Genomic DNA, 23,275 nt, shown 5'->3' with positions numbered 1-23,275 from the left:
GCGAACCCGACCTGAAGCACATCCGAAGGAGACCGCACATGTCCACCACCGCCGTGTCGCCCGGCACCAGCCACGTCCCTTTCACCGGCACCCCGCAGCAGGCCGCGGTCCGGCTGGCCGAAGCCGGACCGCACGGGAGCCACGTGGTCTACGAACGTGACCACACCTGGTGGTACGCCGGCGGGGTCCGGGCATCCTTGGTGGTCGACCGGACCCACGTCACCCTCGACCACGAGGGCGCCCGTACCCGTACCCCCTGGCACGGCGACGACCCGCTGGAGACGGTGCACCGGGTGCTCTCCTCGCTGCCCTACCCGCACTGGCGCGCCTACGGCTGGGCCACCTTCGAGCTGAGTTACGCCCTCGCCGGGGACGCGGCGGACCTCGGCGACGAGCCGCTGATGCACCTGGTGATCCCGCGCGTCGAGGTCCGGCTGTCGGCGGACGGCGCGGAGATCCGGTGCGGCGGTGGCGGCGAGGAGGCGGACGCGCTGCGGGCCCTGCTCGCGGCGCCCGAACCGGCCGCCCGGCAGCGCGAGTCCACCCCGGTCCGGGTCGAGCTGCGGGATGCCGCGTCCGAGGAGGCCTACCGGGACTCCGTCGCCCGGGCCGTCCAGGCGATCCGCGACGGCGAGCTGCAGAAGGTGATCCTGTCGCGCACCGTGCCGGTGGAGCGGGAACTGGACCTCCCCGCGACCTATCTGGCCGGCCGCTCGGTCAACTCACCCGCCCGTTCCTTCCTGCTGAACCTCGGCGGCATCGAGGCCGTCGGATTCAGCCCGGAGACGGTGGTGGAGGTCTCCGCCGACGGCCGGGTCTCCACCCAGCCGCTGGCCGGCACCCGGGCGCTCAGCGGGGATCGCGCCCAGGACGCGGCGCGCCGTGCCGAACTGCTGACGGACGCCAAGGAGATCTACGAGCACGCCATCTCCGTCCAGGTGGCCTGGGACGAGATGGCGGCGGTCTGCGCCCCCGGGTCGGTGCGGGCCGAGGAGTTCATGAGCATCAAGGAGCGCGGCAGTGTCCAGCACATCGCCTCCCGGGTGAGCGGCGAGATGCCGTTCCCGGACCGCGGGCCGTGGCCGGCCCTCGCCGCCGTCTTCCCCGCGGTCACCGCCTCCGGCGTCCCCAAGCCGGCCGCGTACCGGACCATCCGCCGCCTGGAGACCGGCCCGCGCGGCCTGTACAGCGGAGCGGTGCTGACCGTCGGCAGCGACGGCAGCCTGGACGCCGCGCTGGTCCTTCGCACCGCCTTCCGGCAGCAGGGGCGGACCTGGCTGAGGGCGGGCGCCGGCATCGTCGAACAGTCCACGCCGGAGCGGGAGTTCGAGGAGACCTGCGAGAAGCTGAGCAGCATCTCGCGCACCCTGGTCTCGGCGGCGGACCCCCTTGAGGTCCTCGGGTCCTGACAGCCTCGGGTCGTCCGGGCCTCTCCTGGCGGACGGCCCGGACCGTGGCGGCCGCCGGGCACCCCCGGCCCGGCGGCCGCCACGCAATCCTTACAAGACTGTTCGACTTGCGAGCCGCCCGGCGCTACTCTGAACCCGAACAGTGGCGTTCAATTTAAGGAGTACGCCCCGTGCCTTCCGTGCCATCCCCGTCCCCAGCCGGCACCGCGTCAGGCGGGGAAGGACATCCGCTGCGCTGGCCCATCCTGGCGGTGCTGTGCCTGAGCCTGCTGATCGTCGGCCTCGATGTCACCGTCCTCAACGTCGCCCTGCCCACACTGGTCGACGAACTCGGCGCCACCACCAGCGAGTTGCAGTGGCTGGTGGACATCTACAGCCTGATGGCCGCCGGCCTGATGCTCTTCGCGGGCAGCATCGCCGACCGCTTCGGCCGCAAGCCGGTCTTCCTGGCCGGACTCGTCCTCTTCTCCGGCGCCTCCGCCGTCGCCGCGTTCTCGGACAGCACCACGTCCCTCATGATCGCCCGCGGCGTGATGGGGGTCGGCGAGGCGCTGATCATGCCCGCCACGCTCTCCATCATCGGCACGGTCTTCACCGATCCGGCGGAGCGGATGAAGGCGATCGGTCTGTGGTCCGCGATGATCGGCGTCGGCCTGGCCATGGGCCCGCTGGTCGGCGGCTGGCTGCTGGGGCGGTTCTGGTGGGGGTCGGTCTTCCTCATCAACGTGCCCATCGGGGCCGCCGCCCTGGCCGTGGCCCTCAAGATCGTTCCCAATTCGCGCGCCTCCGCCGCCCGGCGGCTGGACCTGGCGGGCGCCGTGCTCTCCGTCCTGGGCGTCGGCACCCTGCTGTGGGCGATCATCGAGGGCCCGGTCAAGGGCTGGACCAGCACGCCGGTGCTGACCGGCTTCGCCGTCTCCGCGCTGCTGCTGGCCGGCTTCCTCGGCCGCGAGCGCACCGCGCGGGAGCCGATGCTGCCCCTGGGGATCTTCGCCCACCGGCGCCTGGCCGTCGGCAACATCCTGGTCTTCCTCGGCCTGCTGTCGCTGCTGGGGGCGCTGTTCGTCCTCGTCCAGTACCTGCAGTTCGTGCTCGGCTACGACGCCGGGGAGACCGGACTGCGCATCGCGCCCACCGCCCTGGTCATCCTGGTCGCGGCCCCGCTGGCGTCCTTCCTCGGACAGCACCTGGGCACCCGTTGGCTGGCCGCCATGGGCCTGGCGTTCGCCGCCGTCTCGCTGCTGATCCTCGCCACCACCGACAGCGGTGACGGCTACGGGCGGGTGCTGGCCGCCATGCTCTTCCTCGGCTGCGGCGCCGGCTTCATCATCGGCCCGACCAGCGACGCCATCGTCGGCTCGCTGCCCGAGGACGACCTCGGCGTCGGCTCCGCCACCAACAGCGCGGCCGTGCAACTCGGTTCCGCGCTCGGCGTGGCGGTGCTCGGCAGCCTGCTCTCCGGCACCTACCGCGAGGAGTTGGCGGACAGCCCGGCCGGCGCCGCCCTGCCGCCGGAGGCGCTGCACACCGCGGACGACTCCGTCGGCGCGGCGCTCGCCGTCGCCCAGCACATGCCCGCCCAGGCGGAACAGATCGCCGCGGCCGCGCGCGACGCCTACGTCTCCGGCATGGCGCCCGCCATGTTCACCGGAGCCGCCGTCGCCGCCGTCGGCATCGTCGTCTCCCTGCTGCTCTTCCCCAAGGGCAAGGGGAGCGACCGTCCCGCGGACGAACCGGGCGCGTCCGACCGCACTCCGCGGCCGTCCGGCCCCGCCGTCCGAACCTGACCGAATCGACACGCGCCTGCCAGGGCCGCCCAACGCTCCTGGCAGGCCGAGAAGGAGGTGACATACCCTCCCATCATGTCCACGCCGCCGCCCCAGAAGGTACGCCGCCGCTCCACCGCCGGCCGGGACGAACCACGTCGCCGAGCCGACGCGGAGCGCAGCATCGCCGCCATCGTCACCGCCGCCCTCGAATGCTTCCGCCAGGACGCGAACGTGAGCATGACGGCGGTGGCCGCCGCGGCGGGAGTCAGCCGCGTCACCCTCTACGCCCACTTCCCCTCCCGCGAGGCGCTGCTGGACGCGGTGCTGGCGCACTCCGTCGAGCAGGCCGACACCGCCCTGCAGGCGCAGCGGCTCGACGAGGGCCCGGCCGACGAGGCGTTCTCCCGTCTCATCCGGTCCGGTTGGCGCATCCTGGAGCGGCACGCCTTCCTGCTCTCGGTCTCCGAAGGCGTCATCGCCCCCGCCCGCCGCCGGATGCACCACGAGAAGGTCCTCGCCCGGGTGGAGCGGATCCTGCTGCGCGGCCAGGAGGAAGGGGTGTTCCGCACCGACCTCCCGCTCAGCTGGCTGGTGACCACCTTCTACAGCCTGCTGCACGCGGCGGCCGCCGAGGCCGACGCCCGGCACCTGAAGACCAGAAGCGTTCCCGACATCCTCGACCGCACGCTCTCCTCCATCCTGCGGGCGGCGGAGAGCCCCTGACGCCTCGAACCAGGCGTCCCGTCCCTTCCGGGAGACACCCATGCATGCCCATGAAGCCCTCATCCGCGCCTGCCTGACCGCGATCAGCGCGGGCGACGCCGACGCCTGGCTCGCCTGCTACACCGATGACGCGGTCTCCGAAGACGTCCCGCTGAACTCCGTCTGGAAGGGGCGCGCCGAACTGGAGGCGGGGGTGCGCGGCTGGGTGGCGGCCATCCCGGACACCCGCATGGAGGTGCGCTCCGCCGTCGCGGACGACCGGACCGGCACCTGCGAGTGGACCATGTCGGGAACCCTTAAGGGCCCGCTCGACGGACTGCCCGAGCAACTCGCCGCGGTGGCGGCCGGGAAGCACTTCTCCATGCGCGGGGTGACCGTCTACCGGTTCTCCGCGGACGGCCGCATCCAGCACGAGGCCCTCTACTGGGACCTCGCCGGGGTGCTCGGCCAGTTCGGCCTGCTGCCTCCCCTGTGACCCGCCGCTCCCGGTGACCCACCCGCCGGGCCGTCTCCGCCGCCGACGCCGCGGAGACCCACCGGACACCCCCTAAGGTGGAACGATGCAGGAGGAATACCGGACGATCGCGCGCAGCGGCGTGCATGAGATCGAGATCAACAAGTCGCGCTTCATCTGCGCGCTCGCGCCCGCCGCGACCGAGCGGGAGGCGCAGGAATTCCTCCAGCGGGTGCGCCAGGAGCACCCCACGGCCACCCACAACTGCTTCGCGTACGTCATCGGCGCCGACGGCCGGGTGCAGAAGGCCGGCGACGACGGGGAACCGGGCGGCACGGCGGGCGTGCCGATGCTCCAGATGCTGCTGCGGCGGGACGTCCGCTATGTGGTGGCCGTCGTCACCCGCTACTACGGCGGGGTCAAGCTGGGCGCGGGCGGGCTGATCCGCGCCTACGGCGGCGCGGTCGGCGAGGCCCTGGACAGCGTGGGCACCGTCACCCGGCGGCGCTTCCGGCTGGCGACGGTCACCGTGGACCACCAGCGGGCCGGAAAGCTGGAGAACGACCTGCGGGCCACCGGCCGGGCGGTGCGCGAGGTCCGGTACGCCGAGGCCGTCACCATCGAGGTCGGGCTGCCCGAGGCCGACCTCGACGCCTTCCGGGCCTGGCTGGCCGACGCGACCGCGGGCGCAGCGGCCCTGGAGCTCGGCGGCGAGGCGTACGCCGACGCCTGACCGGCCTGCCGCAGGGCATCGAAGGTCGGGTTGGGGCTCGCGGTGTGATCCCGGCGCGGTCCGCGGTGTGTCCGGGGCGGTCGCGCCGGGGGAGGTGGCCATGATGGCGTGGCTCGCGCCTCGGCTACGGACAGGGGCTGCCCCTCATGACGCATACCATCAACGGCCTGCCGTCCCACGTGCTCATCGTGCACTTCGTCGTCGTACTGGTGCCCCTGGTGGGCCTTCTGGTGGTGGTGTGTGCCGCCTGGCCGGTGGCGCTGCGCCGGGCGGGGGTGGCGCTGCCGGGTCTGGCCCTCGTGGCGCTCGTCGCGGTCCCGCTGGCGACGAGCGCCGGTGAGTGGCTGCAGGAACGCCTGCCGCGGGATCCGCTGGTCGAGCGGCATGCCGGGATGGGGGACGGCCTGCTTCCGTGGGTGATCGGATTGTTCGCGCTCAGCGTGGTGCTGTGGCTGCTGCGGCGGGCGGCGGATTCCAGCGGTTCCGCTCCCTCCGCCATCGGCGGCGCGGCCGACCGGGTGAGCGTTCGGATCACGGGGGTGGTGCTGGCGCTGGCCGTGGCGATCGGGGCCGGTGTGCAGGTGTACCGCATCGGCGACTCGGGCGCGAAGGCGGTGTGGCAGGGGTTCTCCTCGTCCAGCGGTGCGGGCGATGCCGATCGCAGCTCCCCGGCCGCCCGGCCGGGACGCTGAGCGACCGCCACGGTCCCACCCCGCGGACCGGACCGACGGGCGGCTACAGGGAGGCGGCGATGCGCCGCGGGGCGTCGAGGATGCGGCTGGCTATCTGTACGACGAGCGGGGGCTGCCGGGTCTGGCCGTCGTCCGGGGTCAGCACGTAGTAGATCTGCTCGAGGGACGGGGGTCCGACTGCGAGGGTGGCCATGGCGGCTTGCGCGGTGGTGGCCTGGTGGGTGCGCAGGAGGTAGGCGGCGGTCATCGAGCCGGTGCGGCCGACGCCGGCGCCGCAGTGCACGAAGACCGGCGTGTCGGAGGCGTGCACCGTCTTCAGGAAGGTGTCCACCTGGGCGGTGGTGGGCGTCTGCCCGTCCCGGACGGGCAGGGACACGAGCCTGAGGCCCGCCTGCGCGGGACGGGCGCGGTCCTGGGGCGAGAGGTGCTCGGCGCGCAGGTCGACGACGGTGTGCACCCCCAGGGCGACGAGCGCGCGGTACCCGCGGGCGCCGGGGGCGGAGCCGCGCCACACATGGTTGTCGACCTGTTTGACGTGGGTGATCCCGGCGATCGCCAGCCCCGAGCCGCCGACGGTGTGGGAGGCCGCCCACGCGTGCGCGCCGAGCATGCCGACGACCGTCACCAGCCAGAACAGGACGTAGGCAGCCGTACCGACGAGCAAGGTGATGGCGGCCCGCCGGGCGATCTTCCGCACACTCGACGCGCGCGGTTTGACGGGCATGGGCGTGCTCCATGCGAGGGACGGTCCCACCGGCGCAGGACCGAGCGGCGATGCGGTGAATCCGCACCTACTGCCGTAGATCCAGAATATCGAACTCATGGCGCAATCGGAGGCCGATCGGGACACGGGGACGACCGCGACGGCTGAGCCGAAGGGCGCCGCACCGCGATGTGCGAGGGCGGCCGGGCCCTGCCAGGCTGGACCTGGAGGGAGTGACCACGCGTGCATCACCGTACGGTCGGAGAGCTCATGACCCGGGGGGTCGTCCGGGCCCCGCGCGGCATGCCGTTCAAGGAGATCGTCAAGCTGCTCTCGGACAATGCCGTCACCGCCGTACCCGTGGTGGACGACCAGGACCGTCCGATCGGCGTTGTCTCGGAGGCCGATCTGCTGCGGAAGTCCTCCGGGCAGGCGGATCCGGCGGGCTTGCTGCCGCTGCCGCACCTGGAGGCGTGGGAACGCGCCGAGGCCGAGGGGGCCACGGCCGAGGAGCTGATGACGGCCCCCGCGATCTGCGCACGCCCCGAGTGGACGGTCACCGAGGCGGCGCGTCTGATGTCGGTCCACGACGTCAAGCGGCTGCCCGTGGTGGACGAGGCCGACAGATTGCAGGGCGTCATCAGCCGCGGCGACCTGCTGAGGATCTTCCTCCGCCCGGACGACGGCATTCGCGACGAGATCACCGTGGACCTGCTGCGCCGGACCCTGCACTTCGCCCCGTCCGAGGTGACGGTCGAGGTCCACGAAGGCCAGGTCTCGCTCTCCGGCTCGGTGGAGGCGAGGAGCCTGATCCCGGTGATCGTCCGACTGTGCAAGGGCGTCGACGGAGTCGTCTCCGTCACCGAGCACCTCACCTACCGCACCGACGACACCCCAGGGGCCTCCACCCTCGGAGGTTGAGCCGCTCACCGCCCCGTACCGCCGACGGCCCGGCCGAGCCGGTGGCGTGAAAACCGAGGTCGGTGACGGACGCGGTGCCGAACGACGCTAACGTGGTCGGTGCCGACAGCGGTGCCCGTGCTGGTTCCGTGCTGGTCGCGGAGGCAGAGGAGCGGTGAACATGCGGGTCGGGGCGGTGCTGTGAGGATTCTGCACACCTCCGACTGGCATCTGGGGCGCTCCTTCCACCGCATCGGCCTGCACCAGGCGCAGCGCGACTTCGTCGGCCATCTGGTGCGGACCGTCCAGGAGCACCGGGTGGACGCGGTGCTGATCGCGGGCGACGTCTACGACCGCGCCATCCCGCCGCTGTCCGCCGTCGAGCTCTTCGACGAGGCGCTGCACCGGCTCGCCGACCTCGGCGTGCCCACCGTGCTGATCTCCGGCAACCACGACTCGGCCCGCCGGCTCGGCGTCGGCGCCGGACTCATGGAGCGGGCCGGGATCCATCTGCGGACCGACCCCGCCGGCTGCGCCACCCCGGTGGTGCTCCGCGACGACCACGGCGACCTCGCCTTCTACGGACTGCCCTATCTGGAACCCGCCCTGGTGGCAGCCGAGTTCACGGTCGCCCGGGCAGGACACGCCGCCGTCCTCTCGGCCGCCATGGACCGGGTGCGCGCCGATCTCGCGGCGCGCCCGACAGGCACCCGCTCCGTCGTCCTGGCCCACGCCTTCGTCACCGGCGGCGCGCCCAGCGACAGCGAGCGGGACATCACCGTCGGCGGCGTCGCCTCCGTCCCGGCCGAGATCTTCGACGGCGTCGACTACGTGGCGCTGGGCCACCTGCACGGCTGCCAGACCATCTCCGAGCGGGTGCGCTACTCCGGCTCCCCGCTCGCGTACTCCTTCTCCGAGGCCGACCACCGCAAGTCGATGTGGCTGATCGACCTGGGCGCCGGCGGCGAGCTGACCGCGGAGCGGGTCGACTGCCCGGTGCCGCGGCGGCTGGCCCGGCTGCGCGGGCACCTGGAGGAGCTGCTCGCCGACCCCGCGCTCGACGCCCACCAGGACGCCTGGGTGGAGGCCACCCTCACCGACCCCGTCCGGCCGCAGGAGCCGATGGCCAAGCTCGCCGCGCGCTTCCCGCACGTGGTGAGCATCGTCTTCGCCCCCGAGCGCGCCGCCGAGGAGCCGGGCGGCGGCTACGCCCAGCGGCTGCGCGGCCGCAGTGACCAGCAGATCGCGGAGGACTTCGTCGCCCATGTGCGCGGCGGCCAGGGACCGGACGACGCGGAGCGCGCCGTGCTCACCGGCGCCCTGGACGACGTCCGGGTCGACCAGACGCTGCGCGAGGTGGCGCGGTGAGGCTGCACCGGCTGACCATCACCGCCTTCGGGCCGTTCGGCGGCACCCAGCAGGTCGACTTCGACGAGCTGTCCACCGCCGGCCTGTTCCTGCTGCACGGACAGACCGGCGCGGGCAAGACCTCCGTCCTGGACGCGGTCTGCTACGCGCTGTACGCAGGGCTGCCCGGCGCCCGCCAGGGCACCGGCTTCACCCCGCGCAGCGACCACGCCGAGCCGCACGTCCGCACCGAGGTCGTCCTGGAATTCACCGTCGCCGGGCGGCGGCTGGAGATCACCCGCCGCCCCCAGCAGCCCCGCCCCAAGAGCCGCGGCTCCGGCTTCACCACCGACAAGGCGCACAGCGAGCTGCGTGAGCGGGCCGCGGACGGCACCTGGTGCGGGCTGAGCCGCTCCCACCAGGAGATCGGTGAGGAGATCGGCCAACTGCTGGGCATGAGCAAGGAGCAGTTCTGCCAGGTGGTGCTGCTGCCGCAGGGCGACTTCGCACGCTTCCTGCGCGCCGACGCCGAGGCGCGCGGCAAGCTGCTGGGCCGGCTCTTCGACACCAGCAGGTTCGCCGCCGCCGAGGAGCGCCTGGCCGAGCTGCGGCGGGATGCCGAGAAGCAGGTCGTGGCCGGCGACGAGCGCCTGCTGGCGCTGGCACACCGGATGGCCCAGGCCGCCGGGGACAGCGCCGGCCTCGCGCGGCTGGAACCTCTGACCCCGGCAGGCCCGGCAGGCCCGGCAGGCCCGGCAGCCGCCGCGGCCCCGGCCGTGCCGGACCAGCGTTCCGGTTCGCGCGGACGGACCCGCGCGGCCCGGCCCGGCGGCGCGGCCCGTGCCGGCCGCGGCACCCCGGCGCCCGGTGAGCCGGGGCTGGCCGAGGCCGTGCTGGAGTGGGCCGCGGTGGCCCGCGCCGCCGCGCGGGAACACCGCGACATCGCCGCCGTGGCGGTGTCCACCGCGGAAGCCGCACACCGGGCCGCGGCCCACGCCCTGGACGACGTACGGGAGCTGGCCCGGCTGCAGCGCCGGCACGCCGACGCCCGGCGGCGCGCCGCCGAACTCGACCGGACGCGCGGCGAGTTCGAGCAGCTCGCCGCCCGGCTGGAGCGGGCGCGCACCGCCGAGGCCGTCGCCCCCGCACTGAGCCTGCGGGAGGCCGCGACAGCAGAGCACCACACCGCCACCGCCGCCGAGCGGCGCGCCCGCGCCCAGCTGCCCCCGCAGCTCGCCGACGCCCCCGCCGAGCGGCTCGCGGAGCTGGAGCGGCGGCTGCGGGAAGACCTCGGAGCGCTCGCCGCGGCCCGCCGCGCCGAACAGCGCGCCGCCGACATCGTCGCCGAGATCGCCGCCCTGGACCGGGAGAGCCGCGCCGACGAGGAGGCCGCCCACGACGCCGCCGTATGGCTCGCCGGCTGGGAACCCACCCGGGCGGCACACCAGCGGCGCATCGCCGATGCGGACGCCGCCGCCACCCGCGCCGGGCAGCTCGCCGCCCAGCTGGAGCAGGCCGAGGCACGGCTGGCCGCCGCCCGGGAACGCGACCGGCTCGCCGAGCAGACCCGCGAGACGGGGGAGCGCTCGCTGCACGCCCGTCAGGAGTCCGCCGCCGCCCGCGAGCGCTGGCTCGACCTCAAGGAGCGGCGGCTGCGCGGAATCGCCGCCGAACTCGCCGCCGGGCTGCACCCCGGCGAGCCGTGCGCGGTCTGCGGATCACCCGAACACCCCCGCCCCGCCCGCCCGGAGACCGGCCACGTCGACCGGGCCGCGGAGGAGCGGGCGCTCGCCGCCTACGAGCGGGCCGAGGCGGCATGGCAGACCGCCGAGGAGCGCGCGCAGCAGGCGCGGGCGGCCGCCGCGGCCGCCGAGGCCGGAGCCGGCGGCGCCGCCACCGAGGAACTGGCCCGCGCCGTGGAGGCGCTGCGGGCCGACTGCGCCGCCGCCCGGGCCACCGCCGCCGACGGGCACCCCGCCCGCGAAGCCCTCGCGCACGCCGAGCGCGAATACGAGCGCCGCCGCACGCAGGCACAGGCCGCCGAGCGCCGCACCGCCGCCCGTACCTCCCACCGCGAGGCGCTGGTCCGGGAGCGGACCGGCCTGGAAGAGCAGCTGGCCGAGGCCCGGGACGGGGCCGCCAGCGTGGCCGAGCGCGCCACCGTCACCGAGCGCCGGGTCGCGCTGCTCGCCGAGGCGGCCGAGGCCGCGCACGGCGCGCAGGCCGCCGCCCAGCGGCTGAAGGACGCCGACGCGGGCCTCGCTGACGCCGCCTTCCGGGCCGGATTCGCCACCCCGCAGGCCGCGGCCGACGCGGTGCTGGCCGAGGCACCCAAGCGTGCGCTCGAAGGCCGTCTGGAGCAGTGGCACAGCGAGTCCAAGGCGGTGGCCGCCGAGCTCGCCGACCCCGCCACGGCGGCCGCGGGCCAGGCCCCTGACGCCGATCTGCCGGCCGCCCGGGCGGCGGCCGACGCGGCCACCCGCGCGCTGCGCGAGGCGTCCGCCCGGGACGCGGCCGCCCGGACCCGCTGCGCCGAGCTGGACCGGCTCTCCCGGCAGGCGGTCGAGGACGCCCGGCACCTCGCCCCGCTGCGCGTGGCCCACGACCGGGTCGCCCGGCTGGCCTCCCTGGCGGCCGGGACCTCCGCGGACAACGACCGCAAGATGCGGCTGGAGTCCTATGTGCTGGCCGCCCGGCTTGAGCAGGTCGCGGCCGCCGCCAGCGCCCGGCTGACGCACATGTCCGCCGGGCGCTACACCCTGGTCCACTCCGACGAGCGGTCCGGCGGCCGCCGTTCGGGGCTGGGCCTGCACGTCATCGACTCCTGGACCGGGGCCGAGCGGGACACCGCCACCCTCTCCGGCGGCGAGACCTTCTTCGCCTCCCTGGCCCTGGCCCTGGGGCTCGCCGACGTCGTCACCGACGAGGCGGGCGGCACCCGGCTGGACACCCTCTTCATCGACGAGGGGTTCGGCAGCCTGGACGAGCAGACGCTCGACGAGGTCCTCGACGTACTGGACTCACTGCGCGAGCGCGACCGCACCGTCGGCATCGTCAGCCATGTCGCGGACCTGCGGCAACGCGTCCCGGTCCAGCTGGAGGTCGTCAAGGGGCGCACCGGCTCCACGGTCCGGCACCGGAGCCCCGAGTAGGGACCGATCCCGTTCGGTTCCGGTTCACTGCGAGAGGGCGCGGCGGGCCAGCGGCGAGGAGTACACCACGCTGGTGGTCACCGATCCGAGCGCGCCGATCCGCCCGGCCACCTCCTCCAGGTGGCGCATCGAACGTGCCGCCACCTTGATGACGAAGCAGTCGTCGCCGGTGACATGGTGCGCCTCCAGGATCTCCGGCGAGGCGGCGATCAGATCGTGGAATGGCTTGTAGTTGGCGTTCGGATAGCGCAGCCGGACGAACGCGAGCACCGGCAGGCCCAGCCGCTCGGGGTCCACCACGGCGGTGTAACCCGTGACGATCCCCGCCTCCTCCAGCCGCCGCACCCGCTCGGTCACCGCGCTCGCGGACATGTTCACGATCCGCGCGAGCTCGGCGAAGCCCACCCGGCCGTTGGTCTGGAGAGCGTCGAGAATGCGCCAGTCGGTGGCGTCCGGGGAATAGTCGGTCATTCCCGCTGTCTAGCAGGGGAATCCCCGGTCGATCAAGAAAAGCACCGGGGATCCTCCCTTCCCGCAGGGGCTCGCACTCCGTAGATTTTCTGCCATGAACAGCACATCACCGCAGGTCAGCGCCGTCAGCCCGGTTCTCTCCACCCCGCCCGCACCCCCCGCGGACGCGGTCGCCTACTTCGCCTCCCGCCTCGCCTTCCACACCGACGTGGCCGATGTGCATGGCTCCCTGGCGGCCGGCGACCCCGGATTCACCGTCGTCGACTCGCGCTCCACCCCGGCATGGGACCAGGGCCACGTGCCCGGCGCGGTGCACCTGCCGACCGCGCTCATCCCCGAACAGGCGCCCGCGCTGCTCGACCCGTCCGTCCCGGTCGTCGTCTACTGCTGGGGACCCGGCTGCGACGGCGCGACCCGCGCCGCGCTCGCCCTGGCCCGACTGGGCTACCAGGTCAAGGAGATGCTCGGCGGCATCGAGTACTGGATCCGCGAGGGGTACGCGGTCGAGACCTGGGAAGGCACCGAGCAGCGCCCGGCCGACCCGCTGACCGCCCCCATCGGCTCCGACGACTGCGGCTGCTGATCGACCGGCGGAGTGGTGTGGCGACGAGCACCCAGCGGGTCCGTACCTCTTCCGGTACCGATCCGGTACCGTGACCGGCATGCCTGCACTCAACATCGAGTTCACCGACGAGGAACTCGCGGCGATTCGTGAGGCCGCGGCAGCCGACGGCAAGAGCATCAAGGCGTATGTGCACGATCTCTCCGTCCGGGAACAGCAGCGCCGGGTCTTCGTGCAGCACGCCGTGAAGTTCTGGAACGAGCACATCGCCGAGTTCGACGCCGCGTTCCCGGAGGAAGTGCCCCCGGCCGACGACCGGGGCGCGGCGGCCTGATGAACCTGCGCATCGATCTGCCCTGGCTCCTCGGAGTCCAGGAGCAGAAGCTGTACGACGAACCCGCCGTGCACGACTACACCGCGCTGGCCGCCGCCGTCTCCCGGCACGCCTTCGACGTCGCGAAGTTCGACCACGAGCCCGACGCGGCCTGGCGCGCGGCAGCCCTGATGCACTCCCTGGTGCGCCTGCAGCCGCTGCCCGCGCGCAGCAGCCTGTACGCCTGCATGGTGGTCGTCGCCTACATGGCCGCCACCGGCGAGGGCATAGATCCGCCGTACGGAGCCATCGTGGACCTCGCCCGGGACATCAAGGAGTACCGCGTCGACGTCTACGAGTGCGCCGACCGGATCCGCGGCTGGCGCATCTGAGCGGCGCCGGCCCCGGACCCCTTGACTCTTCACTCGTCAGGGGAGGGGCGGGCGGGGCGGCCCCGGCCCAGAGCCGGCCGGCGCGCCCCGCCCCGCCGCCGTCTCAGAGCGCGGAGAGCTCCTCGACCAGGTCGTCCAGGCCCAGCGAGCCCTGCGAGAGCGCGGCCATGTGCCACTTCTTCAGGTCGAACGCCGCGCCGTGCCGCGCCCGCGCCGCCTCCCGGCCGGTCAGCCAGGCCCGCTCGCCCAGCTTGTAGCCGATCGCCTGCCCCGGCAGACCGAGGTAGCGCACCAGCTCGCTCTCGATGACGTCCGCCGGCCGGCCGCAGTGCAGGCCGAAGAACTCCTGCGCCAGCTCCGGCGTCCAGCGCTCACCGGGATGGAACGGGGAGTCCGCCGGAATCTCCAGCTCCAGGTGCATCCCGATGTCCACGATCACCCGCAGCGCCCGCATCATCTGCGCGTCCAGGTAGCCCAGCCGCCGCTCGGCGTTGGTCAGGAAGCCCAGCTCGTCCATGAGCCGCTCCGCGTACAGCGCCCAGCCCTCGGCGTTCGCGCTCACCCCGCCGATCGTCGCCTGGTAGCGGGAGAGCCGGTCGGCGACGTGCGCCCACTGGGCCAGTTGCAGATGGTGGCCGGGCACGCCCTCGTGGTACCAGGTGGACACCAGGTCATAGACCGGGAAGCGGGTCTGGCCCATCGTCGGCAGCCAGGTGCGGCCCGGCCGGGAGAAGTCCAGCGACGGCTCGGTGTAGTACGGCGCGGCCGCGCTGCCCGGCGGGGCGATCATCGACTCCACGCGCTTGACCCGCTCGGCCAGGTCGAAGTGCGTGCCGTCCAGCGCCTCGATCGCCTCGTCCATCAGCCGCTGCAACCAGACGCGGATCTCCTCCACGCCCTCCACGGCCTCGCCGTGCGTCTCCAGATGGTGGAGCGCCTCCCACGGCGTGGCACCGGGCAGGATCTTCGCCGCCTCGGCGCGCATCTCGCCCAGCAGCCGGTGGAATTCCGACCAGCCGTACGCGTACGCCTCGTCCAGGTCGAGGTCGGTGCCGTTCCAGTAGCGCGCCCAGCGGGCGTACCGCTCCCGGCCGACGACCTCCGGAGCACCCTTGACGCCGGGCCCGTATACATCGCGCAGCCAGTCCCGCAGCTCGGTGATGGCGCCGGTCGCGACGGATGCGGCCGCGTCCAGCTCCGCGCGCAGGGCCTCGGGGCCGCCGGCGGTGAAGTCGTGGAACCAGCTGCGGCCGGTGCCGATCCACTCGTCCAACTGGCCGACGACGGTGGCGACCTGACGCGGGCCCGCGGGCAGGTCCAGCTCCAGGCCCTTGGCGAGCGAGACGCGGTAGCCCTCCAGCGCGGCGGGCACGGCGTGCAGCCGCTCCACGACGGCGGCCCAGTCCTCCTCGGTGTCGGTCGGGGTGACGGTGAACACCCCACGCACCGAGTGCACCGGCGAGTGCAGATTCCCGACCGCCCGCAGCGGCTCCCGGGCCTCGTGCACGGCCAGTTCGGCGGTCAGCCGCTCCCGCAGCAACCGCCCGCAGCGGCGCTCGGCGTCGCTGTCCGCACCGGGCAGCTCCTCGGCCTCGGCGAGCCGCGCCAGGGTGGCGCGAGCCAGATCGGCGAGCGCCTCCTGACCGGCGGGGGAGTAGTCCGGCAGCCGCCGGGCGCACTCCGACACGCCCAGATACGTGCCGGTGATCGGGTCGAGTCGGACGAGCGCGTCGACGTAGGCGTCGGCGACCTGGCGGGGCAGCAGCTTCTCGGTATCGGACATGGGGCCATCCTCGTACGGTGAGGGCCGCCCCGTCACTACCGTTTCGGGCGCCCATGCGGGCGGGGCGGACCGGCACCGGGGCCTCCCGGCGGCCGGACCGCCCCTGGGCACGCGAGGGAGCACGCGGGGGGCCACGCGAGGGACGCGGCGGCGCGGCGGCTTGGCCCCGGTCCGTTCGGCGCTCGGCCCGCTCGGCGTCAGCTTCGCTCAGCAGCCGGGGCGTTGGGCCGGCAGCGGCTCGGACGCGGGCTCGGCGGCGGCCGCCAGGCGGGCGGTGATCACCAGCGTGCCCTCCTCGATCTGGTAGCCCAGCGGCAGACCGAGACCGCGCATGGCCGCGACCATGCCGGTGTTGGCCGAGCGCGTCACCACATAGACACTCTCGCAGCGGGCCTGGCCGGCCATCGCCACCAGGCGGCGCAGCAACTCCGCGCCGATGCCGCGGCGCTGCCACTCGTCCTCGACGAGCAGCGCGATCTCCGTCTCGTCGCCGTCCCACAGCAGATGGCCGAGGGCGACCAGCCGCCCGGAGGGGGTGAAGGCGGCCAGCGTCCGGCCGTAGCGCGGGCTCAGCAGGTGGCCGAGGTAGCGGTCCGCGTCCGCGACCGGGCCGTGGTAGCGCTGGGCGAGCGTCTCCGGGGAGCACCGGTCGTGCATCGCGCGTGCCGCGGGCAGATCGCGGCTGTCGGCGCGGCGCACGGCGATGTCGTTGCCCTCGGGCAGCGTCAGGACGTCGCGGCGGCGCGGGATCCGCGGCCCGAGCCGGGTGTCCAGCTCGACCAGGGCCCGGGCCCGCGCGAACTCGGTCGGGGTGAACGGCAGATAGGCGCGCTCGATGCTGATCGATCCGCCCGCCGGGTCGCGCAGCCGCATCACCGTGCCCTCCAGCACGCCCTCGACCGGCAGCGTCTCGCCCAGCGGCCGCCCGCGCAGCGAGGTGGCGGGCAGTGAGTGGATGGTGCAGCGGCCCAGCAACTGGCGGAGTGCGAGGGGCAGCTCGGCGGCGTCCAGTGCCGTGCGGGTCGCCAGGTTCAGCATCCGGGTCGGGGTGTCCACCAGGTCGTGGGTGTCGGCCCGCTCCGCCCAGGTGTCGCGGCCGCCACCGGCCGCGACGGCGCGGGTCAGCTCGCCGGGCTGGAGCGCGGCGGGGGCGCGCAGCAGGAACTCGTCGACCGTGCCGTCCGCCAGCGGGTGGGTCTGGAGGGTCAGGATGTCGACCCGGTGGTGGGCCAGCTCCCCGCAGAGCGCGGCCAGGCTGCCCGGCTCGTCCCGCACCGTGGTGCGCATCCGCCACAGCGTCGTACCCGCGTCGTCCGGCCCCGCCGTGGCGGGGGCGGACGACGCGGCGGCTGTGGCGCCGGTATCCCCGGCGTCCGACGGGGGTGCGTGGCTGTGCCGCCTGGACCACCAGGCGCGGGCGAGTTCGACGAGGTCCCGCCGCCGGTGGTGGCGGGAGGTGTGCGCAGAAGTCTTTTCAGTCATACACACACCCTCGCCCAACGGTGTTGCGTGATCACGAACGTACTGTGTCCGATGGGTAAAGGAGGCATTTGTGCACTCCTGCCCGGTTTCGTCCTCGGCTCAACCATCTGGCGGGCCGTTCCGGGGTCGGACTCACTGGCCGACCCGACCGGGCTGGAGCACCTTGGTGAACAGCACCGCGCCGCCCTCCTCGCGCAGCCGGACCGTCAGCTCGCCGCTGTCGCCGTCGATGGCGACCTCGCCGTAGTACTGGCCGCCCTCGCTCGGCGGCACATTGGCCCGGGTCGGCGCCTTGACGAAGGGCTGCTCGGGTCCGAAGGTGCCGTCCAGCCTGATCGCCGGGAAGCCGCCCGCGTGCAGGGGGCCGGAGACGAACTCCCAGAACGGCGCGAAGTCGGTGAACGCCGCCCGTGCCGGGTCGTAGTGCTGCGCGGAGGTGTAGTGGACATCGGCGGTCAGCCAGACCGTGCCGGTGATCCGCTGGTGCTTGATGTGCCGCAGCAGCTCGGCGATCTGGAGCTCGCGGCCCAGCGGCGCCCCGGGATCGCCCTGCGCCACGGCCTCGAAGTTCACCGGCCCGTCGGTGACGACCAGCCCCAGCGGCATGTCCGAGGCGATCACCTTCCACACCGCCCGGGACCGCGCCAGCTCCCGCTTCAGCCAGGCCAGCTGCTCGGCGCCGAGGATGCCCTGGGTGTCGTCGGCCTGCCGGCCGGGTGAGTTGGCGTTGCGGTGGCCGCGCATGTCGAGCACGAACACATCCAGCAGCGGGCCGTGCCGCAGCACCCGGTAGACCCGGCCCTCGCGGTCCGGCCGCAGGGTGGAGACCGGGAAGTACTCGCTGAACGCGCGGCGCGCGCGGCCCGCCAGCACGTCCACGCTCTTCTCGGTGTAGCGGTCGTCGGTGAGGATCTGCCCCGGGTACCAGTTGTTGTGCACCTCGTGGTCGTCCCACTGGGCGATCGTGGGCAGCTGGGCGTTGAACCGGCGCAGGTTCTCATCGAGCAGGTTGTAGCGGAAGTTGCCCCGGAACTCCGCCAGGGTCTCGGCGACCTTCGACTTCTCCTCCGTCGTAACGTTTCGCCAGATGGTGCCGTCCGGGAGGGTGACGCGCGGCAGGATCGGCCCGTCGGCGTAGATGGTGTCACCGCTGCACAGGAAGAAGTCCGGGTCCAGGCGGCGCATCTCCTCGAAGACGCGGAAGCCGCCGCGGTCCGGGTTGATGCCCCAGCCCTGCCCCGCCAGATCGCCCGACCACACGAAGCGCACGCCCTGCCGGCTCCTCGGGGCGGTGCGGAACGTTCCGTGGACCGGCTGCGAGGTGCGCCGCGGGTCGTCGGGGTCGGCGAGCAGCACCCGGTAGTGGACCTCGGTGCCGGGCGGCAGTCCGTGCAGCGCCGTGGTGCCGGTGAAGTCGGTGCCGGCGCCCAGCAGCGGGCCGTGCCAGCGCCGGGTCCGGGCGAAGGACTCGGTCGCGGACGTCTCGACCAGCATCCGGGCCGGCCGGTCGGAGCGCACCCAGACCAGCCCCGAACGCGTCGTCACATCGCCCACCTGGACACCCCAGTCGGCGCTCGGCCGCCCGGCGAGGGCCTGGGCGGGCGCCGCGCCGGACAGCAGCGGCACCGCCGGCAGGGCGAGTGCCGCCGACGCCCCGGCCGCGCCCCGCAGCACCCCGCGCCGCCCGACCGCTTCCCCCGAACCCCGCGCCATCTGGAACCTCCTGTCGCCGAAAGCGACGGCGGTGATCCGCCGTGCCGTTTCGTTGCTATCGGGACGAGGTGTCCCGCAATCGAACGCTCAGTCAACAACGGGTGCCGCCGCACCGGAAGTACCCGGCCGGAACGCCGTCCCGCGCATCACCCGGACCCATCTCATCCGGCCTCGTCGGCCGAGTCCCGTTCCCTGAAATGCAACCCGGTAAAATTCTTAACCCGGTAACGAAATCTGTTAGGGTCGGACCATGACGACCAGTGAGCCAGGGCTGCGGACCCGCAAGCGGCAGCGGATGTTCCGGACGATCTCCGACACCGCGATCGACCTCTTCCTCGCATCGGGTTTCGACCAGGTGTCCGTCGCCGAGGTGGCAGCCGCCGCCGAGGTCTCCAAGCCGACCCTCTTCCGCTACTTCCCGAGCAAGGAGGACCTGGTCCTGCACCGCATCGCCGACCACCAGGAGGAGCCGGCCCGGGTGGTGCGGGCGCGCGCCGCCGGCCAGTCGCCGCTGACCGCGCTGCAGGACCACTTCCGCGCCGGCCTGGAGCGGTACGACCCCGTCACCGGACTCTGCGACGACCCGGCGGTGCTCGCCTTCCACCAGCTGGTGTACTCCACGCCCAGCCTGGTCGCCCGCCTCTCCGCCTACACCGACCGGGCCGAGGAGGCGCTGGCCGGCACGCTGCGCGAGCTGCTGGACGACGGCCCGCACGCGGAGCTCACCGCCCGCCTCGCCGCCGGCCAGATCCTCACCACCCAGCGCGTCCTGGCTCTGGACAACTGGCGCCGGATCGCGGCCGGCGCGAGCGCCCGCCGGCTCCGGCCCGACGCGCTGGCCGCCGCCGAGCACGCCCACCGCCTGCTCCGGTCCGGCCTGTCCGACTTCCGCTGACCACGGCCCCAGCCCCATCCGACCCCACCACCTGACAAGGACGGCAGATGACAGCAGACGGCCCGGTCGACGAACTCTCCGGCGAGCGCCGGTACGTCGACAGCTGCCGGGCGGCCCTGGCCGGTATGGTCACGGCCGCCGACGAACGGGTGATCTCCGGAGAGGACGTCTCCGGCAGCGGCGCCGACGCCGAGGTGCTCGGCCGGTATCTGCGCAGCCACGCCAAGGAGCTGGCCGAGGAGCCCGACAGCCCCGCCTTCTTCGGCCGCCTCGACTTCGGCCACGACGCGGACGCCGGGGACCACCGAGGCCAGCGCTACTACATCGGCCGGCGCCGGATCGCTCCGCACCCCGCGGCCCCGCCCCTGGTCATCGACTGGCGGGCGCCGGTGTCCCGCACCTTCTACCAGGCCGGCACCCACTCCCCGCAGGGCGTCGCGGTACGCCGCCGCTTCGGCTGGGCGCCACTGGGCAGCGGCACCGCTGAAGACCTCACCAGCCTGGAGGACGAGTGGCTCGCCCACCCGCCCGCGGCGGCCACGCCCGACGAGGCGGGCCCCGTCGGCCGGATCGTCGCCGCCGAGATCGAACGGCCGCGGGTCGGCCCGATGCGCGACATCGTCGCCACCATCCAGCCCGAACAGGACGACCTCGTCCGTGGCGACCTGGCCACCTCCCTCTGCGTCCAGGGCGCGCCCGGCACCGGGAAGACCGCCGTCGGCCTGCACCGCGCGGCCTATCTCCTCTACACCCACCCGCAGCGCATCGCCCGCGGCGGCATGCTGGTCATCGGCCCCAACCGCACGTTCCTGCGGTACATCTCGCAGGTGCTGCCCGCACTCGGCGAGGTGGACGTACGCCAGTGCACCCTGCCGGACCTCATCGCCCGCCCCCGGCTGGAGATCCGCGCCACCGACGACCCGGACACCGCCGCGGTCAAACACAGCGCCCCCATGGCCGAGGTGCTGGCCCGCGCGCTGTACGGCCGGGTCCGCACCCCCGGCGAGCCGGTCGCCGTCCCCGACGGCTCCTACCGCTGGCGCATCGGCACCGAGGAACTGGCCCGCGTCGTCGCCGAGGTGCGCGAGGAGGCCCCGCCCTACGCGGTCGGCCGGGAACGGCTCCGCTCACGGGTGGTCTCGCTCCTCCAGAGCCAGGCCGAACGCCGCGCGGGGCCGCCGAACGCCGCGTGGCTGCGCCGGATGGGCCGGGCCAGGCCGGTCACCGCCTTCCTGGACGCCGTGTGGCCCACCGTGCGGCCGGAGGAGGTCGTCGCCGAACTGCTCGGCGCGCCTCAGGCGCTGGCCGCCGCCGCGGACGGCCTGCTGGACGCCGAGGCGCAGCGGGCGCTGCTGTGGGCCACCCCGCCGAAGTCACCCAAGAGCGCCCGGTGGTCCGCCGCCGACCTGGTGCTCATCGACGAGGTCGCCGCGCTGATCGAGCGTCCGGCGGGCTACGGCCACGTCGTCGTCGACGAGGCGCAGGACCTCTCCCCGATGGAGTGCCGCGCCATCGCCCGGCGCAGCGACTTCGGCTCCCTGACGGTGCTGGGCGACCTCGCCCAGGGCACCACCCCCTGGGCGGCCCGCGACTGGCGCGAACACCTCACCCACCTCGGCAAGCCGCAGGCCACCATAGCCCCGTTGACCACCGGCTTCCGGGTGCCCGCCGCAGTCGTCGCGCTCGCCAACCGGCTGCTGGGCGCACTCGATGTCGACGTGCCGCCGGCCCGTTCGCTGCGCGCCGACGGCGAGCTGCGCATCCGCCGGGCGACCGACGAGCACCTGCCGGCCGCACTCCTCGCCACGGTGCGCGCGGCCCGGGAGCGGGCGGGGTCGGTCGGGGTGATCGCCGCCGACAGCGAAGTGGCCCGGATCCGCGCGGCGCTACAGGCCGAGGGGATCCGGGCCGTGGCACCGGACGAGGCGGAGGAGGCGGGCGCGGTCACCGTGCTCGCGGCGTCCGTCGCCAAGGGGCTGGAGTACGACCATGTGGTGGTGGTCGAACCGGCCGCCATCGTGGACGCCGAACCGCGCGGACTGCACCGGCTGTATGTCGTGCTCACCAGGGCGGTGTCCCGGCTGGACGTCCTGCACACCCGCCCCCTGCCCACGGCCCTCGCCGGAGCCTAGGGCCCGCTACCGGGGGGCGCCGTGCGCTGCCGGGGCCGGTGAAACGGGCCCCGGCAGCGGCCGCGGTCAGGCCAGCGGCGCGGGGTAGGTCGGGTACTCCACCCCGGAGACGTGCTGGACGACGCGGATGACCTGGCAGGAGTAGCCGAACTCGTTGTCGTACCACAGGTAGAGGATCGCGTTGTCGCCGTCGACCTTGGTGGCACCGGCGTCGACGATCGAGGCGTGGCGCGAGCCGACGAAGTCCATGGAGACGGCGTCGGGGGCGGTGGTGAAGTCGATCTGGCGCTTCAGCGGCGAGTGCAGCGAGACGTCACGGAGGTAGTCGAGGACCTCCTCGCGGGTGGTCTCGCGGCCCAGGCGCAGGCTGAGGATCGCGATCGAGACGTCCGGCACGGGCACGCGGATCGAGCTGCCGGTGATCGGGGCCTTGAGGTCCGGCAGCGCCTTGGCGACGGCGGAGGCGGCACCGGTCTCGGTGATGACCATGTTCAGCGGCGCCGAGCGGCCGCGGCGGTCGGCCTTGTGGTAGTTGTCCAGCAGGTTCTGGTCGTTGGTGAACGAGTGGACGGTCTCCACGTGGCCGCGCAGTACGCCGAACTCGTCGTCCATGGCCTTCAGCGGCGGGACGATCGCGTTGGTGGTGCAGGAGGCGCAGGACAGGATCTGCTCGTCCGGCTTGATCATGTCGTGGTTGACGCCGTGCACGATGTTGGGCACGTCGCCCTTGCCCGGCGCGGTCAGGACGACCTTGTCGACACCGGGGCGCAGGTGCTTGGAGAGGCCCTCGCGGTCCCGCCACTTGCCGGTGTTGTCGATGAGGATGGCGTCCTTGATGCCGTACGCGGTGTAGTCGACCTCCGACGGGTCGTTCGCGTAGATCACCCGGATCGCGTTGCCGTTGGCGACGATCGTGCTGTTCGCCTCGTCGACCGTGATCGTGCCGTTGAACTGGCCGTGGATGGAGTCGCGGCGCAGCAGCGAGGCGCGCTTGACCAGGTCCGCCTCCCCGCCGCCGCGCACGACGATGGCGCGCAGCCGCAGACCGTTGCCGGAGCCGGCCTTCTCGATCAGCAGGCGGGCGACGAGGCGGCCGATGCGGCCGAACCCGTAGAGGACGACGTCGCGTCCCTCGCCGCGCTCGATCTTGTTGGCGCCGGTGGCCCCGGCGACGGCCTCGGCGGTGAACGCCTCCACCGACAGACCGCGGTCGTCGGTCTTGTACGTCGCGGCCAGCATGCCGATGTCGATCTGGGACGGGCCGAGGTCGAGCGCGGTGAGGGCCTGCAGGAACGGCAGCGTCTCGGTGACCGAGAGCTCCTCACCCGCGATCTGCCGGGCGAACCGATGGGTCTTCAGGATGCTGACCACCGACTTGTTCACCAAGGAGCGGCTGTGCAGCAGGACGGTGACGTCCCGCTCGCGGTGCAGCTTCCCGATGATCGGGATCATCGACTCCGCGATCTCCTCGCGGTTCTTCCAGTTAGTGAACGAGTCGTCGTTGACAGTCACAGGCGTATCTTTCGAGCTAGGCGGCGCTCATATGCTAACCCCACGTTTTTCTGATCGTCTCTGGGGTGCCACCTGAGCGGGATAGCGCCCCCCTGAGCAGCCGGCCCGGCCCCCCTCGCCGTGCCGCGAGCGCCTCGT

At 73.7% G+C, this 23,275-nt stretch carries 20 protein-coding genes; 14 read left to right on the top strand and 6 right to left on the bottom strand.

What is annotated here, in order from left to right; genetic code table 11:
* The first annotated feature begins 38 nt into the window (after positions 1-38).
* From AC4BDD_RS02315 to AC4BDD_RS02290, 6 genes are all read left to right on the top strand, one after another.
* Positions 39-1,409, top strand: coding sequence for a salicylate synthase (locus AC4BDD_RS02315; protein ID WP_490689272.1), 1,371 nt, complete (start codon positions 39-41; stop codon positions 1,407-1,409).
* A gap of 170 nt (positions 1,410-1,579) precedes the next feature.
* Positions 1,580-3,196, top strand: a complete 1,617-nt coding sequence (locus AC4BDD_RS02310) for a DHA2 family efflux MFS transporter permease subunit (protein WP_490689271.1) — start codon at positions 1,580-1,582, stop codon at positions 3,194-3,196.
* Between the two features lie 75 nt (positions 3,197-3,271).
* On the top strand, positions 3,272-3,901 hold the full coding sequence (locus tag AC4BDD_RS02305; protein ID WP_490689270.1) for a TetR/AcrR family transcriptional regulator: 630 nt from the start codon (positions 3,272-3,274) through the stop codon (positions 3,899-3,901).
* 40 nt (positions 3,902-3,941) lie between these two features.
* A complete protein-coding gene (locus AC4BDD_RS02300; RefSeq protein WP_490689269.1) occupies positions 3,942-4,376 on the top strand; it encodes an ester cyclase in 435 nt (144 codons plus the stop codon).
* An 85-nt stretch (positions 4,377-4,461) separates the two neighbouring features.
* Positions 4,462-5,088, top strand: a complete 627-nt coding sequence (locus AC4BDD_RS02295) for a YigZ family protein (RefSeq protein ID WP_490689268.1) — start codon at positions 4,462-4,464, stop codon at positions 5,086-5,088.
* 146 nt (positions 5,089-5,234) lie between these two features.
* Positions 5,235-5,780 (top strand): DUF2231 domain-containing protein, encoded by a 546-nt coding sequence (locus AC4BDD_RS02290; protein ID WP_490689267.1) that lies wholly within the window; start codon positions 5,235-5,237, stop codon positions 5,778-5,780.
* 43 nt (positions 5,781-5,823) lie between these two features.
* Here AC4BDD_RS02290 and AC4BDD_RS02285 read toward each other — a convergent pair whose 3' ends face one another.
* Positions 5,824-6,504 (bottom strand): protein-tyrosine phosphatase family protein, encoded by a 681-nt coding sequence (locus tag AC4BDD_RS02285; protein WP_490689266.1) that lies wholly within the window; start codon positions 6,502-6,504, stop codon positions 5,824-5,826.
* Between the two features lie 222 nt (positions 6,505-6,726).
* On the opposite strand from AC4BDD_RS02285, the gene AC4BDD_RS02280 reads away from it, so the two are divergent.
* The 3 genes from AC4BDD_RS02280 (at position 6,727) to AC4BDD_RS02270 (ending at position 11,882) form a co-directional block, all read left to right on the top strand.
* Complete coding sequence (locus tag AC4BDD_RS02280) at positions 6,727-7,404, top strand: CBS domain-containing protein (RefSeq protein WP_490689265.1); 678 nt, start codon at positions 6,727-6,729, stop codon at positions 7,402-7,404.
* A gap of 180 nt (positions 7,405-7,584) precedes the next feature.
* Positions 7,585-8,751 carry an exonuclease SbcCD subunit D gene (locus AC4BDD_RS02275; RefSeq protein WP_490689264.1) on the top strand — a complete coding sequence of 389 codons (1,167 nt, stop codon included), beginning with the start codon at positions 7,585-7,587 and terminating at the stop codon, positions 8,749-8,751.
* Entirely contained in the window at positions 8,748-11,882 is a 3,135-nt protein-coding gene (locus AC4BDD_RS02270) for an AAA family ATPase (RefSeq protein WP_490689263.1), read from the top strand. Before AC4BDD_RS02275 ends, AC4BDD_RS02270 begins: the two co-directional genes overlap by 4 nt.
* Before the next feature lie 24 nt (positions 11,883-11,906).
* On the opposite strand, the gene AC4BDD_RS02265 is transcribed toward AC4BDD_RS02270, so the two are convergent.
* Positions 11,907-12,353: an Lrp/AsnC family transcriptional regulator gene (locus AC4BDD_RS02265; protein ID WP_490689262.1), complete on the bottom strand. Its 447-nt coding sequence runs from the start codon at positions 12,351-12,353 to the stop codon at positions 11,907-11,909.
* A gap of 94 nt (positions 12,354-12,447) precedes the next feature.
* Here AC4BDD_RS02265 and AC4BDD_RS02260 point away from each other — a divergent pair, with 94 nt between their 5' ends.
* From AC4BDD_RS02260 to AC4BDD_RS02250, 3 genes are all read left to right on the top strand, one after another.
* A complete protein-coding gene (locus AC4BDD_RS02260; RefSeq protein WP_490689261.1) occupies positions 12,448-12,936 on the top strand; it encodes a rhodanese-like domain-containing protein in 489 nt (162 codons plus the stop codon).
* 79 nt (positions 12,937-13,015) lie between these two features.
* On the top strand, positions 13,016-13,249 hold the full coding sequence (locus tag AC4BDD_RS02255) for a hypothetical protein (protein WP_490689260.1): 234 nt from the start codon (positions 13,016-13,018) through the stop codon (positions 13,247-13,249).
* A complete protein-coding gene (locus tag AC4BDD_RS02250) occupies positions 13,249-13,620 on the top strand; it encodes a toxin Doc (protein WP_490689259.1) in 372 nt (123 codons plus the stop codon). The genes AC4BDD_RS02255 and AC4BDD_RS02250 overlap by 1 nt, the downstream gene beginning before the upstream one ends.
* 103 nt (positions 13,621-13,723) lie before the next feature.
* Here AC4BDD_RS02250 and AC4BDD_RS02245 read toward each other — a convergent pair whose 3' ends face one another.
* From AC4BDD_RS02245 to AC4BDD_RS02235, 3 genes are all read right to left on the bottom strand, one after another.
* The gene (locus AC4BDD_RS02245) at positions 13,724-15,403 is read right to left on the bottom strand and encodes a DUF885 domain-containing protein (RefSeq protein WP_490689258.1); all 1,680 of its coding nucleotides are present in this window, start codon (positions 15,401-15,403) and stop codon (positions 13,724-13,726) included.
* A 207-nt stretch (positions 15,404-15,610) separates the two neighbouring features.
* Positions 15,611-16,885 (bottom strand): GNAT family N-acetyltransferase, encoded by a 1,275-nt coding sequence (locus tag AC4BDD_RS02240; RefSeq protein WP_490689257.1) that lies wholly within the window; start codon positions 16,883-16,885, stop codon positions 15,611-15,613.
* Between the two features lie 132 nt (positions 16,886-17,017).
* Positions 17,018-18,598, bottom strand: coding sequence for an alkaline phosphatase D family protein (locus AC4BDD_RS02235; protein ID WP_490689256.1), 1,581 nt, complete (start codon positions 18,596-18,598; stop codon positions 17,018-17,020).
* Positions 18,599-18,848: 250 nt separating this feature from the next.
* On the opposite strand from AC4BDD_RS02235, the gene AC4BDD_RS02230 reads away from it, so the two are divergent.
* On the top strand, positions 18,849-19,493 hold the full coding sequence (locus AC4BDD_RS02230; RefSeq protein ID WP_490689255.1) for a TetR/AcrR family transcriptional regulator: 645 nt from the start codon (positions 18,849-18,851) through the stop codon (positions 19,491-19,493).
* A gap of 47 nt (positions 19,494-19,540) precedes the next feature.
* Entirely contained in the window at positions 19,541-21,625 is a 2,085-nt protein-coding gene (locus AC4BDD_RS02225) for a HelD family protein (protein ID WP_490689254.1), read from the top strand.
* A gap of 66 nt (positions 21,626-21,691) precedes the next feature.
* Here the strand turns inward: AC4BDD_RS02225 and AC4BDD_RS02220 are convergent, their stop codons facing one another.
* A complete protein-coding gene (locus tag AC4BDD_RS02220) occupies positions 21,692-23,137 on the bottom strand; it encodes a glyceraldehyde-3-phosphate dehydrogenase (protein ID WP_490689253.1) in 1,446 nt (481 codons plus the stop codon).
* Positions 23,138-23,275 lie beyond the last annotated feature (138 nt).

It is taken from the genome of Streptomyces sp. JLBT605 (assembly GCF_058215555.1).
The sequence above is the reverse complement of the archived record's forward strand: the minus strand, read 5'-3'. Positions and strand labels throughout refer to the sequence as shown.

Coding starts and splice junctions, on each gene's coding strand:
- AC4BDD_RS02315 (WP_490689272.1), top strand. CDS start 39: ATGTCCACCACCGCCGTGTCGCCCGGCACCAGCCACGTCCCTTTCACC.
- AC4BDD_RS02305 (WP_490689270.1), top strand. CDS start 3,272: ATGTCCACGCCGCCGCCCCAGAAGGTACGCCGCCGCTCCACCGCCGGC.
- AC4BDD_RS02300 (WP_490689269.1), top strand. CDS start 3,942: ATGCATGCCCATGAAGCCCTCATCCGCGCCTGCCTGACCGCGATCAGC.
- AC4BDD_RS02295 (WP_490689268.1), top strand. CDS start 4,462: ATGCAGGAGGAATACCGGACGATCGCGCGCAGCGGCGTGCATGAGATC.
- AC4BDD_RS02290 (WP_490689267.1), top strand. CDS start 5,235: ATGACGCATACCATCAACGGCCTGCCGTCCCACGTGCTCATCGTGCAC.
- AC4BDD_RS02285 (WP_490689266.1), bottom strand. CDS start 6,504: ATGCCCGTCAAACCGCGCGCGTCGAGTGTGCGGAAGATCGCCCGGCGG.
- AC4BDD_RS02265 (WP_490689262.1), bottom strand. CDS start 12,353: ATGACCGACTATTCCCCGGACGCCACCGACTGGCGCATTCTCGACGCT.
- AC4BDD_RS02260 (WP_490689261.1), top strand. CDS start 12,448: ATGAACAGCACATCACCGCAGGTCAGCGCCGTCAGCCCGGTTCTCTCC.
- AC4BDD_RS02255 (WP_490689260.1), top strand. CDS start 13,016: ATGCCTGCACTCAACATCGAGTTCACCGACGAGGAACTCGCGGCGATT.
- AC4BDD_RS02250 (WP_490689259.1), top strand. CDS start 13,249: ATGAACCTGCGCATCGATCTGCCCTGGCTCCTCGGAGTCCAGGAGCAG.
- AC4BDD_RS02245 (WP_490689258.1), bottom strand. CDS start 15,403: ATGTCCGATACCGAGAAGCTGCTGCCCCGCCAGGTCGCCGACGCCTAC.
- AC4BDD_RS02240 (WP_490689257.1), bottom strand. CDS start 16,885: ATGACTGAAAAGACTTCTGCGCACACCTCCCGCCACCACCGGCGGCGG.
- AC4BDD_RS02235 (WP_490689256.1), bottom strand. CDS start 18,598: ATGGCGCGGGGTTCGGGGGAAGCGGTCGGGCGGCGCGGGGTGCTGCGG.
- AC4BDD_RS02230 (WP_490689255.1), top strand. CDS start 18,849: ATGACGACCAGTGAGCCAGGGCTGCGGACCCGCAAGCGGCAGCGGATG.
- AC4BDD_RS02225 (WP_490689254.1), top strand. CDS start 19,541: ATGACAGCAGACGGCCCGGTCGACGAACTCTCCGGCGAGCGCCGGTAC.